This window comes from Virgibacillus kekensis (genome assembly GCF_042654125.1).
Taxonomy (GTDB): domain Bacteria; phylum Bacillota; class Bacilli; order Bacillales; family Amphibacillaceae; genus Lentibacillus; species Lentibacillus kekensis.
This window is the reverse complement of the sequence record NZ_JBHSFU010000007.1, coordinates 130,604-145,248: the sequence shown is the minus strand read 5'-3', so window position 1 is coordinate 145,248 and position 14,645 is coordinate 130,604. Positions and strand designations below refer to the sequence as shown.

At 42.9% G+C, this 14,645-nt stretch carries 13 protein-coding genes; 1 reads left to right on the top strand and 12 read right to left on the bottom strand.

All coding sequences use genetic code 11. From position 1 onward, the window contains the following. Window positions 1-297: 297 nt before the first annotated feature. From ACFO3D_RS13030 to ACFO3D_RS13005, 6 genes are all read right to left on the bottom strand, one after another. Window positions 298-1,668: a dipeptidase gene (locus ACFO3D_RS13030; protein ID WP_390296641.1), complete on the bottom strand. Its 1,371-nt coding sequence runs from the start codon at window positions 1,666-1,668 to the stop codon at window positions 298-300. 206 nt (window positions 1,669-1,874) lie between these two features. Further along, window positions 1,875-3,008, bottom strand: coding sequence for a bifunctional cystathionine gamma-lyase/homocysteine desulfhydrase (locus ACFO3D_RS13025; RefSeq protein ID WP_390296639.1), 1,134 nt, complete (start codon window positions 3,006-3,008; stop codon window positions 1,875-1,877). Between the two features lie 14 nt (window positions 3,009-3,022). Beyond that, on the bottom strand, window positions 3,023-3,946 hold the full coding sequence (locus ACFO3D_RS13020; RefSeq protein ID WP_390296637.1) for a PLP-dependent cysteine synthase family protein: 924 nt from the start codon (window positions 3,944-3,946) through the stop codon (window positions 3,023-3,025). 12 nt (window positions 3,947-3,958) lie between these two features. Then, window positions 3,959-4,426, bottom strand: a complete 468-nt coding sequence (locus ACFO3D_RS13015) for an S-ribosylhomocysteine lyase (RefSeq protein ID WP_390296635.1) — start codon at window positions 4,424-4,426, stop codon at window positions 3,959-3,961. A 16-nt stretch (window positions 4,427-4,442) separates the two neighbouring features. Continuing rightward, a complete protein-coding gene (locus tag ACFO3D_RS13010) occupies window positions 4,443-5,081 on the bottom strand; it encodes a class I SAM-dependent DNA methyltransferase (RefSeq protein ID WP_390296633.1) in 639 nt (212 codons plus the stop codon). Window positions 5,082-5,228: 147 nt separating this feature from the next. Next, window positions 5,229-5,918, bottom strand: a complete 690-nt coding sequence (locus ACFO3D_RS13005; protein ID WP_390296631.1) for a YhcN/YlaJ family sporulation lipoprotein — start codon at window positions 5,916-5,918, stop codon at window positions 5,229-5,231. Window positions 5,919-6,102: 184 nt separating this feature from the next. On the opposite strand from ACFO3D_RS13005, the gene ACFO3D_RS13000 reads away from it, so the two are divergent. Next, window positions 6,103-6,339: a YhdB family protein gene (locus tag ACFO3D_RS13000; protein ID WP_390296629.1), complete on the top strand. Its 237-nt coding sequence runs from the start codon at window positions 6,103-6,105 to the stop codon at window positions 6,337-6,339. A 105-nt stretch (window positions 6,340-6,444) separates the two neighbouring features. Here ACFO3D_RS13000 and ACFO3D_RS12995 read toward each other — a convergent pair whose 3' ends face one another. From ACFO3D_RS12995 to ACFO3D_RS12970, 6 genes are all read right to left on the bottom strand, one after another. Further along, window positions 6,445-7,611 carry an anti-sigma-I factor RsgI family protein gene (locus tag ACFO3D_RS12995; protein WP_390296627.1) on the bottom strand — a complete coding sequence of 389 codons (1,167 nt, stop codon included), beginning with the start codon at window positions 7,609-7,611 and terminating at the stop codon, window positions 6,445-6,447. Continuing rightward, the gene (sigI, locus tag ACFO3D_RS12990; RefSeq protein ID WP_390296625.1) at window positions 7,611-8,339 is read right to left on the bottom strand and encodes an RNA polymerase sigma factor SigI; all 729 of its coding nucleotides are present in this window, start codon (window positions 8,337-8,339) and stop codon (window positions 7,611-7,613) included. Before sigI ends, ACFO3D_RS12995 begins: the two co-directional genes overlap by 1 nt. Before the next feature lie 643 nt (window positions 8,340-8,982). Continuing rightward, complete coding sequence (locus ACFO3D_RS12985) at window positions 8,983-9,711, bottom strand: PRC-barrel domain-containing protein (protein WP_390296623.1); 729 nt, start codon at window positions 9,709-9,711, stop codon at window positions 8,983-8,985. A 61-nt stretch (window positions 9,712-9,772) separates the two neighbouring features. After that, on the bottom strand, window positions 9,773-10,588 hold the full coding sequence (locus tag ACFO3D_RS12980) for a S1C family serine protease (protein ID WP_390296621.1): 816 nt from the start codon (window positions 10,586-10,588) through the stop codon (window positions 9,773-9,775). A 30-nt stretch (window positions 10,589-10,618) separates the two neighbouring features. Then, on the bottom strand, window positions 10,619-12,646 hold the full coding sequence (locus tag ACFO3D_RS12975) for an ABC transporter ATP-binding protein (protein WP_390296619.1): 2,028 nt from the start codon (window positions 12,644-12,646) through the stop codon (window positions 10,619-10,621). Further along, complete coding sequence (locus tag ACFO3D_RS12970) at window positions 12,646-14,394, bottom strand: ABC transporter ATP-binding protein (protein WP_390296617.1); 1,749 nt, start codon at window positions 14,392-14,394, stop codon at window positions 12,646-12,648. Before ACFO3D_RS12970 ends, ACFO3D_RS12975 begins: the two co-directional genes overlap by 1 nt. Window positions 14,395-14,645: the final 251 nt, after the last annotated feature.

Here is a 14,645-nt window from a genome sequence, read left to right as displayed (position 1 = left end):
TGTTCTATTTTCGCCTAGTCTTGAGCACAAATCGCCTGATACAGCTCTTTTTACGCCTGATTCTCGTCTCAAATCGCCTAATATCTATATATCCACTGCACTATATCGAACAAAAAGCGAAAAGAATTTACCGGACTTGAGTTGGTGGATTTGCTTTTTATTTGGAGGAGATAACTTTGGTACAGTTGTTCAGTTTTATATGTATTTAACCAAATTTCCGGTATGAACATTTCTTCAGCGTCTTTTTGATAAAAAGGACCTCCCTCTGGTTGTAATGGTGGCAGAGGGAGATTACTATTATTTATCGATTACTTCAGCCCAGTAATGAGCAAGTGTTTCCATTCCTTTATCAAAACTGTCGAGCGGAAAGCTTTCATTCGGTGAATGCAGCCGGTCGTCCGGCGTCCCAAAACCGAGCAGTACAATCGGCATTTTATAAATGTCTTCAATTGTTTCTACCACTGGGATGGATCCGCCCATCCGTACATAAACTGTTTCTTTACCAAATGCCTTTGTATAACTCTTAGCTGCCTTTTCAATTAGTGGATGATTTGGTTCCACTTTATATGCTTTCGCTGACAATTTTTCTTTTTTAATCTCAACGGTTACCCCGGAAGGCGCCACATCATAAACGTGCTTTTCAAGCAGGCTCTGAATCCGCTCAGGATCCTGACCAGGTACCAGACGGCAGGTGATTTTCGCAGTAGCAGTTGATGGGATAATGGTCTTCGTGCCCTCACCCTGATAGCCGCCGTACATTCCGTTTATTTCAAATGTTGGACGGGCCATGGTGTGTTCTTTTGCTGTATAACCTTTCTCAGATACCGTCTCTTTTACGCCAGTAGTCTCCTGGTAGTCTTCTCCCTCAACATTACGGATCAGTTCTCGTTCTTCCTCGGGCAGTGGCTCGACACCATCATAGAAACCATCAACAGTGACAACTTCTTCTTCATTTTTCATCGACGCGAGGATGTGGCTCAGCGCCACAACCGGGTTGCGAACTGCACCACCATACATACCAGAATGCAGGTCATGATCCGGTCCGGTAACATTAATTTCAATTCCGGTGAATCCTTTCAACCCGTACAGAATAGTTGGCTGATTTTTGGCTACCATTCCGGTGTCCGAGATTACCGCGAAGTCAGCTTCAAACTGTTCTTGCCTATCACGGAGAATCTGATACAGGTTTTCACTTCCAATCTCCTCTTCTCCCTCAATACACACTTTTACGTTTAGCGGAATTTTACCTTCCGTTTTCATATATGCTTCAAAAACAGCCAGATGCATGAAAACCTGTCCTTTATCATCGCTCGAACCGCGAGCATACAACCGTCCGTCCCGAATTTCTGGCTTAAATGGATCACTGTCCCATAGATCAATAGGATCGACCGGCTGGACATCGTAATGCCCGTATAAAAGAACTGTCGGTGCGTCAGGCCCTGCTTGATTATACTGTGCATATACGAGCGGATGGCCACCAGTGTCCTGGACTTCCACTTTATCAAAACCAATATCGTTCAGGTAGGTCTCCAAAAATTTAGCTGCTTCATTGATATCCTTTTTATGTACACTATCCGTACTCACACTCGGAATCGAAAGAAATTCATTTAGTTTGGTTAAAAGCTGATCACGATTTTCTTTAAGATATTTAAGTGCCTGTTCACTCATTGGCAGATTCCTCCCATTCTATTTTCGCTATAGTTTATCATAACACAAAAGCGCTGTGTGAGCTGTCGATTTAATGTAAACTATCAGTCATTAACAGCTTTGTAAGAACGGGTAAGGTATTGCTGTAGATCTCCCTGTTTACTGCCGATATTGAACTTCGGCTTCCCTCAAAAAAAGAACAGCGCGCGGCTGTTCTTTTCCTTAATTTATTTCAATGCCTGCTCCAGATCCTCAATCAGATCATCGGCATCCTCTATTCCAACTGAAAGCCGGATAAGACCATCGGTAATTCCAAGTTCTGCCCGGCGGTCGGCTGGAATGGAGGCATGGGTCATCTTAGCTGGTACTGAGATAAGGCTTTCTACTGCACCAAGACTCTCAGCCAGGGTATAGTACTTCACACGGCTCAGTACTTTTTCAGCCGCTTCCTCACTTCCAACGTCAAAAGAAACCATTCCGCCGAATCCTTTCGCCTGCTGTTTAGCCACGCCATTACCTGGGTGTGACTCAATACCCGGGTAGTAAATCGTACTGACCTTTTCATGGCTCTGCAGAAAGTCAACCAGCTTTTCTGTATTACGCTCAATAGCTTCCATCCGAATCCCAAGCGTTTTTATTCCACGCATCAAAAGCCATGAATCCTGCGGTCCGAGAACCCCTCCTGCCGAATTCTGGATAAAGTGAATCTTTTCAGCCAGCTCCTCGTCATTCACCACCACAAGTCCTGCCACAACGTCACTGTGGCCGCCGATATACTTGGTGGCACTGTGCAGTACGATGTCTGCTCCCAAATCAAGCGGTTGCTGCCAATATGGGGTTGCAAATGTGTTATCAACAATCAATAAGAGATTGTGTTTTTTCGCTATCTCAGCCATCCGCTTTATATCGGTTATTTTCAGAAGAGGGTTTGTTGGAGTTTCCACATAAAGTGCTTTTGTATTCTCCTTAATTGCATCTTCGACTTTTTCCGGCTTACTTGTATCGACGTATGTGTGGTCCAGTTTAAACCTGTTTAAAACACTGGTCATGAGCCGGTATGTTCCGCCATATACATCATCGGTCATCACAATATGGTCGTCGGCATCAAGCAGCATCATAACAGAAGTAATCGCCGCCATACCAGATCCGAATGCGAATCCCGCTTTGCCGTTTTCCAGTTCGGAAATTACGGTTTCAAGCGCATGGCGTGTTGGATTACCGGTCCGAGAGTATTCGTATCCCCGGTGTTTTCCTACTGAGTCCTGTTCATAGGTGCTGACCTGATAAATCGGAACCGAAACGGCACCTGTTCGCTCGTCGCCGGTAATGCCTCCGTGAATCATTTTTGTTTTTGCTCGCATTGTCACTCGCTCCTTCAGTTTTCTATCGGATAAATTCCTTTACTCAAATAGCGGTCACTGCCATCAGGGAAAACGGTTATAATCTTCGTACCCTTTTTAGCTTTTTGAGCCTCCTGCAATGCCGCATACATTACAGAACCAGAAGAACTTCCTACCAGCAGCCCTTCTTTCTCTGCAAGCTGCTTAACCATTTCGAAGGCATCTTTGTCGCTGACCGTGCATATCCCATCAATAAGGTTTCGGTCAAAAAAGCCCGGAAAAAATTCCATGCCAATGCCTTCCGTTTTATGTGGGCCTGGGTCTCCACCAGCAATGATCGAGCCTTCTGGTTCCACAATCACTGCTCGAAGATGATTATTTTTTTCCTTCAAAAATCGGGAAGTTCCCATAAAAGTACCACTAGACCCGGCACCAGCGATAAATACATCGATTTCGCCATTTAAGTCCTTCCATAGTTCAGGGGCCAAAGTTTTGTAGTATGTAGCCGGATTGGCTGGATTTGAAAATTGCTGTGGTGAATAGCTATTTGGTATTTCATCAACCAGTTGCTTCGTCTTATCAATGGCACCTACCATTCCATCCTCTTTTGGGGTATGGATTATTTTCGCACCAAGTGCTTGCATCAGCTGTTGTTTTTCAATACTGAAATGCTCAGGGACACAGAATATAACGGATAGATCTTTCTCCATTGCAGCAAGGGCCAACCCTATACCGGTGTTCCCTGCTGTCGGTTCAATAATTGTTCCGCCAGGCTTAACCTTCCCCTTTTCCAGGGCATCATTAATCAGTTCTACACCCAGCCGGTCTTTCACACTGCTGCCGGGATTGTAAAACTCAAGTTTGGCATACAGGCGTACCCCCTCCGGAAGCTGGAATTTGGTTATTTCCAGAAGGGGAGTATCACCTATCAGTTCACCGATTGAATGGTACATTGCCATGTCGTCTACCTCTTACTCGGCAAAAACAATATGCCATTCGTCTTTTTTATCGAGCATTTCCCGAGCAATATCCTTGGCACCCTCTAGACTGTGATTTGCTGCCCAGCCGCACTGCACCTCGTTACACGCCGGCACTTCATCAGCTTCCAGAACGTCATGCAAGGTTTTTTCCAGTGTATCAAGCACTTTATCGTAATCATCATAGTTAAGAATGGCCAGATAAAAACCTGTCTGGCAGCCCATTGGTCCAATATCGAGCACATTGTCCATATGGTTACGGATATTTTCTGCCATCAGGTGTTCAATTGAATGAAGACCCGGCATATCCATATGAGCTTTGTTCGGCTGTTTAAAACGGATATCGTACTTATAAACTTTGTCACCATTCGAGCCTTCAGTTACTCCTACCAGACGCACATATGGGGCTTTGACTTTCGTATGATCAAGGTTGAAACTTTCCACATTCATTTTTTCTGCCATTGTTAATCTCTCCCTTTTACTTTTTCACAGCTGCAATCAGCCATACAAAACTATTCATTTGTTCAAACGTAACATGAAAACCATTTGCTGTAAAAATCCCCCGCAGCTCCGGTATAGTGGTATAATACTCCCGCTTCAAATCTGCCGCAAGATCGTTGTATCCCTGCTCTAACGCTTCTCTAGTTACTTGTTCCTTCTGCTCTTCACTCTTAAACACGGTGTCCGCAAAAACGATTTTCCCCGTTGGATACAGAAGACCCGCAAATTTCCTTACTGCCTCTTCCTTCTCCAAATCAGTCAGATGGTGAAACGCATAGGTACTTACAATGGTATGAACCATATCGGAAAGTGCCGGGTAATTAAGAAAGTCTCCCTCATAAAGCTCCAGTTCAGGAAGCTTTTCAGAGGCCTTCTTTCGCATCGCAGCAGAAGGCTCAACACCTGTAACCTTATACCCAAACTCCATAAGCTTCGCACTGAGGTTCCCCGTACCTACACCGAACTCCAACACATGGCCGAACGAGCACTTGCATACTTCCTTTAAAATTTTATCATAATCAGCAAAAACTGCTCTATATTGAGGGTCAATTCCAGCTACACTGTCATCGTATGAGTCGGCCCATTCCTCAAATAAGCCCAGAAACTCACGTCCCATTAAATTCAACTCCGTCTCCATTAAATTCATAGTAATTTACTATGTTTAGTATGGATTATATGTAAAGAATACCACAAGTTGACTCGTATTACAAAATAAAGACGAGTACACAGGGTGCAGCTGTGTACTCGTCCGCTTTCCTTAGCCTTATTCAGCTGGGTTATCCGGGAAAACGCGCTCGATCATATTTCCGAGCTGGTCAAAAATCCCCTCAACCGGATCACCATTACCGGCATCCTCAGCATAATTATTTGTGAGGTTAAAGAAGTCAGGGTTGGTGGAAACATAAACGTTTTCCACGTCGTTATCGACTGACTTTACAATCTCTGAAATTTGATTCTTAACTTTTTCTGTAAGCTGGTCTCCCTGATGTTCCTGGTTATTATTCATGCCATCTGTATTATTGTTTCCATTGTTACCTGTAGTGCCGTTATTATTCGCATTTCCGTTGGTGTTACCATTATTACCGTTAGTTCCATTGGTTCCATTATTATTTCCGTTGTTTCCATTATTGTCCTGTTCCAGTTCAACAGCTACATACGCGTTATTGTCTGTCTTGAGTACATAAGCCTGACCTACGCCGTTCACCTGGTTTGAAATACGATCAGCTGCTTTCTCAGCTAGCTCATACTGATTTTCACCATTTCCATTGGCGTTATTGTTACCATTGTTACCATTATTATTCATGTTGTCAGCACCGTCGTTACCATCAAATCCGGTCTGCTCCACATTCATATCATCGCCGCCATTTTGTCCTTCCTCATTGCCATTACCTCCACATGCGGCAAGTACCAGGGACATCATCAAAATAAGGCAAAAAAGCATCCATTTTTTCATTAGTTAAATTCCTCCTTGCTGTTTTGCCTTAGTATGCTACAGCATAAGTGCATTATTCATTTTCAAAAAATATTTTCATTGTGCTGTAAAAATTGGCAGACACACCATTTTTGTTACAGACAATATAAATAGTTATCGGGGAAACTATAACTAATCCTTTGCTGTTAAAGGAGGGCAAATAAAAATGGATATCCCGGATTATGATAAAGCTTTGTACTACACCCTCTGGGGCCAATGGGATGATTTGCTTGTCCTAATGGTACGAACAAATGATGATATGCTTTCAAAAAAAATCCAGCATTTCCTTCACGCGTACCATTACTCACTCGACCAGTACAAAATCATCGATTCGCATGACTCCCTTCTTTACTATATCGACCATGCTATGAAATACACTCCTACCGTTGCGATGGAAGTATGACTAGAAAAAACCTGCCACTTGCCGGATGCCAAAGTTCCATTTTTGCAGGTAGGATTTCCTCTTCACCAAGAAAAAGAGGCCGTCATTTCGACGGCCTCTTACTAATTAATTCCCTTTATTTTTTGCGTTTTCATCTGCATTTTTGTTTGGCTTTTTATCATGCTTATTCTTTTCATGGCTGTTAGGATTAGGATTTTTATCCTGTTTGTCCTTCCTATTATGTCCATGTTTGTCTTCGTTTTTATAATATCCTTTTGCTTTGCCGTTCGGCTCGTTATCTCTCTCTACATTCTTGCCGGGTTTTTCCGTTTTGTTTTTATGCGGATTTCCATTACTCTTTTCATTTTTCCCCTCTGAGTGAATGGTCCCGTTTTTCTCTTTCAGCTCGCTCGGATGCATATTTGTCGCAGTCTCTTCAACAGTCTCAGCTTTCTCATCAGGCTGCTTTTCTTCTTCTGCAGATTGTCCTGATCCGGTGTCTTGTTCCTCAATAACTTCCTCAGATTCTGTTACAGTAATCTCCGGTTCCCCGGCATTAAAAAATGAATTAATAATTGCTTTTTCCTGCTCATTAACATCACCTGATTCTGCTACCTGAGTTTCAATTTCCTTCCCGGATTCGGCGTATCCTGCAGCCATTATTTTGTTCATCGACTGCTTATTCTTATGCGCTTGTTCGCGTATCTCTTTTGGCACATTAAAGGTCGCAATGTTCCAGTCCTGGTTATTAGTCATGAAATAGTCGTCCACAGTGCTTAAGACAGAAACGTCAGTCTGATCGGATAAATAACTTACACCGACAAGCATATTTTTTCCGTTAGAAAGTAATCCGAGTTTCTCACTTTCAGTTACTATATAATCAATAACCAGGTTCAGTTTATCACCTTTATATCCCTCGAGTTTATCGGCGATCACCTGTCCATCCTCGTTCAGCGGATTAACTGATGTGACTTCCAGGTCCTCGTCTATTTCAAGCTCAATGCTTGGATTAATATCGATATTTACATATGCATATGTACTATCTGTTTGAAGGACAAAATAAAATGGCATAACGAGTAGCAACAGCATACACGCCATTGCAGTAATCCGGTAAGGGGCTCCAACTGTTTTCCCCGACAACAGTGCAAAGCCCCTTTTCTCCGGAAGTGGCTGATAACGCACTTCCTCCCCAATGGAGACTCCCTGAACAGGCTTTGTTCTTTCAAATACGCCATCACTTCGCATCATAATGCTGTATCGGCGGTTCGTCTCCATTAAAATCCCTTTTTTCACTAACCCACCCCCTTGAGATACTCCTTAAGATACATATAATCCTCACTAAGAACAACAAAAATCGCTAGAATAAATTTCCGATTCCGCTCCAGTGTTTTTTTGCTTACATTCACTTTTTTAACCAGATCTTTAATTGGCAGTTTCTTCTTCTTGTTTACAAATTCGCGCAGTTCCACATCGTTAAACAGGGTCTTGGCCACCATTATAGCTGATTCACGTGCATCCCTATGTTTAGGCGACGCTTTTGTCAATTCGTCCAGAGTTAGTTTATACGCCCGTAATTTCTCTTTAAAATCCAGAATCTCTTCTCTGCGGAACCATGACTCCTGTTCTTGCTGATAAATATCTTTAACCGCCATTATTTCCAGCGGGTTCTCCAGCTGTTCATCCTCAAAGCTTTCATCCAGTGAAGTTGCATGGGGGGTTTTTTGAATATAGCGGATATAATCAATAACCTTCCGTTTAACAACCAGCTTGGAAAAAGATAAAAAGGAGCTGCCTTTCTCCGGCGAATAGGACAGAATAGCTTCGTTGAATGCAGCAAGTCCAATACTGAACTCGTCGTCCTTCTGTGGGTCAATATATCGCTTGCAAACTTCTGATACACACTTGGCGATATACGGCTGATAACTTTTAAGCAGATAATTCTGTGCAGCCTGATCACCTTGCTGGGCAGAAATAATCATTTCTTCAAGAGGTCTGTCTTTTGCTGACGTTTGACTGATCATCAGTCTTTGCCACCCCCAGCCCTATAGATTTCGGTCCAATAGCATACTTTTTGGGTGTGGTAATGATACTATTATTGTATATTTTCATATATTTCGCATCTATATTTATTGTCATGATGTATCCACCATCTTTTTTTTAGGAATTTAGTTCAATATGATTAATCTTAACGCACCTGCCTGAAAGTGACTAGCACAGAAAAATTACAGTTTGGTTAAAAAACCATTACTCTTTATTATTAACGGCAAAAAAGCTGCAATATGGTAGAAAAAATCAAAAAAAGATTAAAAAACCTGGATTACTCTTAGTACTCGTGTGTGGTGATTGGGAGGATTCTCATGCCGTAATTACTTATAAATCGAATGTTTAGAGCGCGATATGTAATCCTCATTCCGCTATTGATACTTTTCCCCCTTAATTTACATGGATATTTCGTACTTAGCGGAACCAGGATCCTATTCACCCTTTTTTCAGGCCCTTTATTGCCGTTTAACGGAATGAGGATCCTCTCCACTGATTTTTCGGATCTACATTTTGTTATTTTCTGAACCTAATAGTTTTCATATAAAAAAAGACCAAACCGCTAAGCGATTTGGCCTGCTAATTCATATACTGGAACAACTTACCTTTAAAAGTCATCTTCTTTTACCCGACAACCGCGGCAAGTACGTCTTCCTTTGTTCGGTAGCTTTTGTGCTCCTTGAATTCGTCTACTTTATAATCAACATAAACGTCGCCTTCAAACCAGTCTACGTTCTGAATCCGCTCAGGGTCAATGGTGTATAAATGCTCACCAATAGGCTTTCCATCCAGATGAATCACAATATAACTAATTTTCCAATGGTCATCACTGATTACTAGGTCAACTACCCTGCCAAGCTTACCGTCATTACCGTGTACACGGTAATCAAGTGCTTCTTCCACACTTCTAAGGTTGTATTTGGTCTTATTTTCTTGCATATTGAACTCGTCCCGCAGCTTTTCTTCATCAGCGGAGATTTGGTGATAATCAGTAATTGGACGGTCCTGAACGCCCCACATCATATTGCCCATCCAGTACCTGTTCCATCCATAGTATCCGGCAAGGGAAATTTCCGTTTCAGGAGTAATGGAAGTATCTTCAGGAACTTCTGGACTGTGGCGTACTTTATCCTTATCATACTTAACCTCTACTCGTTTTTTATCCAGATTCAGCCGTTCGAATCCGGCAGGTGAAAGTAATACCCGTTTAGATGGAAGCCATTTGCGTGTATCCACCACAGCATAGCGGATAACCCACTTATCATCGTCAAAATACAGGTCATTTATCTTACCCATTTCGCCGTCGGTTGCATCGATATTGTATTCCGTTAAATCTGTTGCGTATTTGAACATTTATAACCCTCCTTTACTGTACATTTACCCCTGTACATATCCCCATAAACAACACAACAGGTTAATCCTTTTCCGATTGTAAGTATTCTATCGGAATAAAAAGACCAACACGTCCGTGCTTTTCATGGTCGAGGGTAGCAAATACGACTCCTATAACCTTCCCATTTTGATTGATTACCGGGCTTCCACTGTTCCCCCGGTATACTGGGGCTTCCATCATTATCACTGATTTTTTCCAGTCATTTAATGTTATGTCTTCGATTACAGTTCCTTCATTGGCAATTCCATTAAAATTCAAGGGGTTTCCTATAAAATAAACCTGCTTTCCTTGTTTATACTCGGGATTGTCGGCCAATCTAAGATGCGGCAGATTTTCCCCTTCCACCTCAACAACTGCAAGGTCAACTGATGGATAAGTCGCTTTAACTTCTCCGGAAAATAACGTGTTATCCGGGAATGCTACAGTAACCGTCTTTTCCCCTTCCACTACATGGTGGTTAGTTATAATCTTGCCATCCGCGGAAACCGAAAATCCCGTGCCCTTCGTCTTTTCATCGGTTTCGATCACGACAACTGACTCTTTATAGGACTGAATATCATCCTGGGCCGACAGCCTTGCTGACGTAATCAGAAAGTCAATTGCCGGAACAGAAAATGTTTTAGGCAGGAGTGCAATTACATTAAATACCATCACAAATGCAATCAGCCAAAACGCCCACTTTGGAAAGGGACGTTTTGGCTTCTGATTCTGTTCTGATTGCGCACGCTCCAGAGCTTTTCGGCGTTCTTTTTCCACCAGTTCTGTCAGCTCTTCCTCGTCAATCTCTTCATATAAATCCTCATCGATAATATCACGCTCATCGTGGTCTTTTGGCAAAATTTCCACCCCGCAAATGCCGGGCTATACTTAAACTGCCCGTTTTACTTTACCCTGCTGCATCTGATACATGTGATAATACAGACCCTCCTGATTAATCAGGTGCTGATGATTACCTTGTTCTTTTATTGTACCATTTTCCAGTACAAAAATTGAATCAGCCTGCTGGATGGTAGATAGCCGGTGTGCAATTACCATTGTTGTTCGACCTTTTTTCAATACCTCGAGGGCTTGCTGGATAATCGCCTCGGTCTCTGTATCAATGTTGGCGGTTGCCTCATCCAGAATGAGTATTGCTGGATCAAATGCCAACGCTCGCGCAAATGAAATCAGCTGGCGCTCGCCGAGAGAAAACGTACTTCCGCTCTCGGTTACCCGCTCATCATAGCCATTTGGCAGTTTTGCAATGAATCGATCGGCACCAACAGCTTTCAAGGCCTCAATCGCAGTATCCCTGTCGATGCGCGGATCATTCATCGTTACATTTGAAATTATCGTTCCGGAAAACAAAAACGGATCCTGCAGTACTATGCCCATGTGACTGCGCACCTGTTGTCTTGACCAGTCCATAGTAGGATGACCATCTATTGTAATCCTGCCTTTTTGCGGATCATAGAAACGGAAGAGCAGGTTCATGATCGAACTTTTACCTGACCCTGTATGACCGACAAAGGCAGCGGTCTGCCCCGATTTCACTTCAAACGAGATATCTTTTAGGACATAATCGTCGCTATCATACGAAAAGGAGACATGGTCAAAGCGGACATCTCCTTTATAACGGTCAATCCGGTCATTGACCACTTGCTCCCCGTCACGGTCAAGTAGTTCAAACACCCTGTTCCCGGCTGCTCTCGCCTGTTCGATAAGTGGCAGCTGGTTGACAATGTTGGTAACGGGTTCAAATAGGCGTGTCAGGTAATCCACAATGGCATACAGCATACCGATTGATAAAATACTCTCCGGATCGAGTGAAGCCGAACCAAAGTACCAGATGAAACCTACAAACGCAAGGTTCCTGAACACGGTGACCAAGTTGTAGGAAGTCAGCGCGCTCAGCTTTACAAGTTTTCGCTGATAAATAAAATGCCGTTCGTTAAGTTTCTCAAATTCGTCTTTCGTTTTCTTTTCCCGGCTGAATGCCTGGATGATTGGCATCCCCTGAATTGCTTCGTTTATATTCCCGTTTATTTCACTTATTGTGGTGCGGATTACGGCATTGTATTTCGTACCAAAATGCTTATATACCTTCATCCATCCCAGAATTAACGGGATAAGCAGAAGGCAAATTGCTCCAAGTTTCGGATCGAGGAAAAATAGAGCTATGAATACCCCGGCCATATAAATGATACTGGTAACAATAATTGACAGTACCCGTTCATACAAATCACGGATAGCTTCGGTGTCGTTAGTGACCCTCGCAACGATCTTACCTGCCGGCTGATCAACGTAGTAGTTGATTGGTACCCTCTGTGTATGCGCGAATATATCGTTACGCATTTTCTGGACAATCTGGTTGGACGATTTCTGAAGAAGAAACGTCTGATAAAACTGGAAGAATCCAGCTATAACCAGAAGGACAACATACAACCCGAGAAGCAGGATGATCGGCCGTTTTTCCGGCTCAAAAAAAGGATAGATTTCATTAAGGGAAAGTTTCTCTCCATTATAGGTTAATGAGCCATCAGCTGTTTCAATGGTTATCTGGCCATTTTCCATACTGCGTTTTCCCGTTAATGGTACTTCCTCTTCCACAAAATAATAATTATGTCCAACCTGTAGTACTGTCACTTGACCAAGCTGACGTTCTGTTCCTTCAACTCGGTCGGAACGTTTATAGAATTCATCTTCATAGGTGACTGTATACCTGTCATCGTTGACCGCAACTTGTTGCCATTCGCCTTCCACGCCAAGAATGTGTTCATCAATCACTCGCTTTGCTATAAGCGGGCCGGCGAGTTCCAGTGTCACAGCAATAGACAGACAAAATAATCCTATCAGAATGCCTTTTTTATAATGCATAGCATATTGCACTAATCTTTTTTCGGTTGACGCTTTCATTAGGAGGACACCTCCTCATTTTCCAATTGCTGTTGCTGGTATTGTTCTTGATACCAGCCCTTCAGCTTCATTAGTTCTTCATGTGTTCCTTCTTCAGCGATTTTTCCATTCTCCAGCACAATTATATGGTCAGCATGCGTTACAGCTGACATCCGATGTGCTGCAATAAACGTTGTTTTATTTTTGCGTTCCTGTCGCAGATGCTCAATGATTCTAGCTTCGGTCTTCCCATCCACTGCAGACATGGAGTCATCCAGAATTAGAATTTCCGGATTTTTTATGAAAGCCCTGGCCAATGCAACCCGTTGCTTCTGACCACCGGATAATGTTACACCGCTCTCCCCAACTTGGGTGTCGAGCCCTTTCGGTAATTGCGTAATGTCATCCAGAAAATGGGCAAGCTCCATAACACGATAAATCTCCTGATCGGTGGCATCTGCCTTTCCGAATTGGATATTTTCCCTAATTGTCTTGGAAAACATCATCTGATCCTGTGGCACATAACCAATCCATGCCCGAATCTGCTCGAGACTGATTGCCTCCAGGTCGATACCGGACACTTTAATCAAGCCTTTTATTCCTGGGTACTGGCGTAGCATTAACTTGAACAAGGTCGTTTTTCCAGATCCGGTTTTGCCGACCACTCCAATTGTCTGGCCCTTCTTCACGTTCAGATTAATACCATCCAGCTGGTTGGCCTCTGTTTCCGGATACGAAAAAGCTACATTATCAAACTCTACCGTATGGGCTTGCGTTACATCAGCAGGGCTTTCAGGATTGCTGACATCCGCGTGATAATCCAGTGTTCGGTTCACCCTATCAAGCGACGCATTACCTCGCTGCAGGATATTAATCAATTCACCAACAGCAAACATCGGCCAAATCAGCATACCCAGATATACATTGAATGTCACCAGGTCGCCCAGTGTTATTTTATTTTCAAACACAAGTAGGGCTCCGTATCCAAGACCAATTGTGTAAGAAAGCCCCACCAAAATTTTCATGGTTGGTTCAAACAATGCATCAATCTTTGCCACTTCAATGTTTTTGTCATACACATCAGCGGTCATTGCCTGAAATCGGGTCTCATCCTGCTTTTCCTGAACAAATGCCCGGATTACTCTTACACCCCGAATCGATTCGAGTACTTCGTTGTTCATCTCTCCAAAGGCATCCTGTGCCTTGGTGAACCGAGCATGTATAGCAGCACCATATTTATTCATCACCACCGCCATTACAGGCAGCGGAATTAATGCCGCAAGTGTCAGTTTCCAGCTGATGGTAATTCCCATCATGCCTACAATCATCAGCATGAATATACTTGAATCCACAAGGGTAAGTACACCGAACCCCGCTGTCAGGCTAATTGCTTTCAAATCATTTGTACTGCGCGCCATCAAGTCACCTGTACGGTATTTCCCAAAAAACGTCGGAGTCATTTTCAAAAAATGATCCATCATCCTGCTTCGTGTCCACCGCTCCAAAATAACCGCACCACCAAACAGGGTATAATCCCATAAAAATGATATCGCGTAATGAACAACCGTAAGTATGAGATATCCCGCAATTAGCATGATCAGCAATTGCATTGTAAGCGTTTCAAATTGAATTTGATCAATTGCGTACCCTACCAATTTTGGCGGAATCAGCCCTATTGCACTGGCGATAATCAGGGCAATAATCGCAAATGTGTACCTTTTCCAATAATGTTTAAAAAACCAGTCAAGCTTCTTAAAAACTTCGAACATTTCATTCACCTTCTTCCTCTTTCCATCACCTTCCGGGCAGTTAATTTCTGGCATTAAAAAAGCACACGCCTGTGACGTGTGCTTGGAAAATACACTTTCTTCTTTAAAAAAACAGAAGAGGCCACAGACATGTGACCTCATAACACCGCAAATTTGGCAATACTATGCCAATTTATTTACCGTCCCGGAAGGCCACACCAACTATTAAGTTCTGAAGCTGATTTTGCATAATAATTCGTTTTTCCATTGGT

Coding starts and splice junctions, on each gene's coding strand:
- ACFO3D_RS13030 (WP_390296641.1), bottom strand. CDS start 1,668: ATGAGTGAACAGGCACTTAAATATCTTAAAGAAAATCGTGATCAGCTT.
- ACFO3D_RS13025 (WP_390296639.1), bottom strand. CDS start 3,008: ATGCGAGCAAAAACAAAAATGATTCACGGAGGCATTACCGGCGACGAG.
- ACFO3D_RS13020 (WP_390296637.1), bottom strand. CDS start 3,946: ATGGCAATGTACCATTCAATCGGTGAACTGATAGGTGATACTCCCCTT.
- ACFO3D_RS13015 (WP_390296635.1), bottom strand. CDS start 4,426: ATGGCAGAAAAAATGAATGTGGAAAGTTTCAACCTTGATCATACGAAA.
- ACFO3D_RS13010 (WP_390296633.1), bottom strand. CDS start 5,081: ATGGGACGTGAGTTTCTGGGCTTATTTGAGGAATGGGCCGACTCATAC.
- ACFO3D_RS13005 (WP_390296631.1), bottom strand. CDS start 5,918: ATGAAAAAATGGATGCTTTTTTGCCTTATTTTGATGATGTCCCTGGTA.
- ACFO3D_RS13000 (WP_390296629.1), top strand. CDS start 6,103: ATGGATATCCCGGATTATGATAAAGCTTTGTACTACACCCTCTGGGGC.
- sigI (WP_390296625.1), bottom strand. CDS start 8,339: ATGATCAGTCAAACGTCAGCAAAAGACAGACCTCTTGAAGAAATGATT.
- ACFO3D_RS12985 (WP_390296623.1), bottom strand. CDS start 9,711: ATGTTCAAATACGCAACAGATTTAACGGAATACAATATCGATGCAACC.
- ACFO3D_RS12975 (WP_390296619.1), bottom strand. CDS start 12,646: ATGAAAGCGTCAACCGAAAAAAGATTAGTGCAATATGCTATGCATTAT.
- ACFO3D_RS12970 (WP_390296617.1), bottom strand. CDS start 14,394: ATGTTCGAAGTTTTTAAGAAGCTTGACTGGTTTTTTAAACATTATTGG.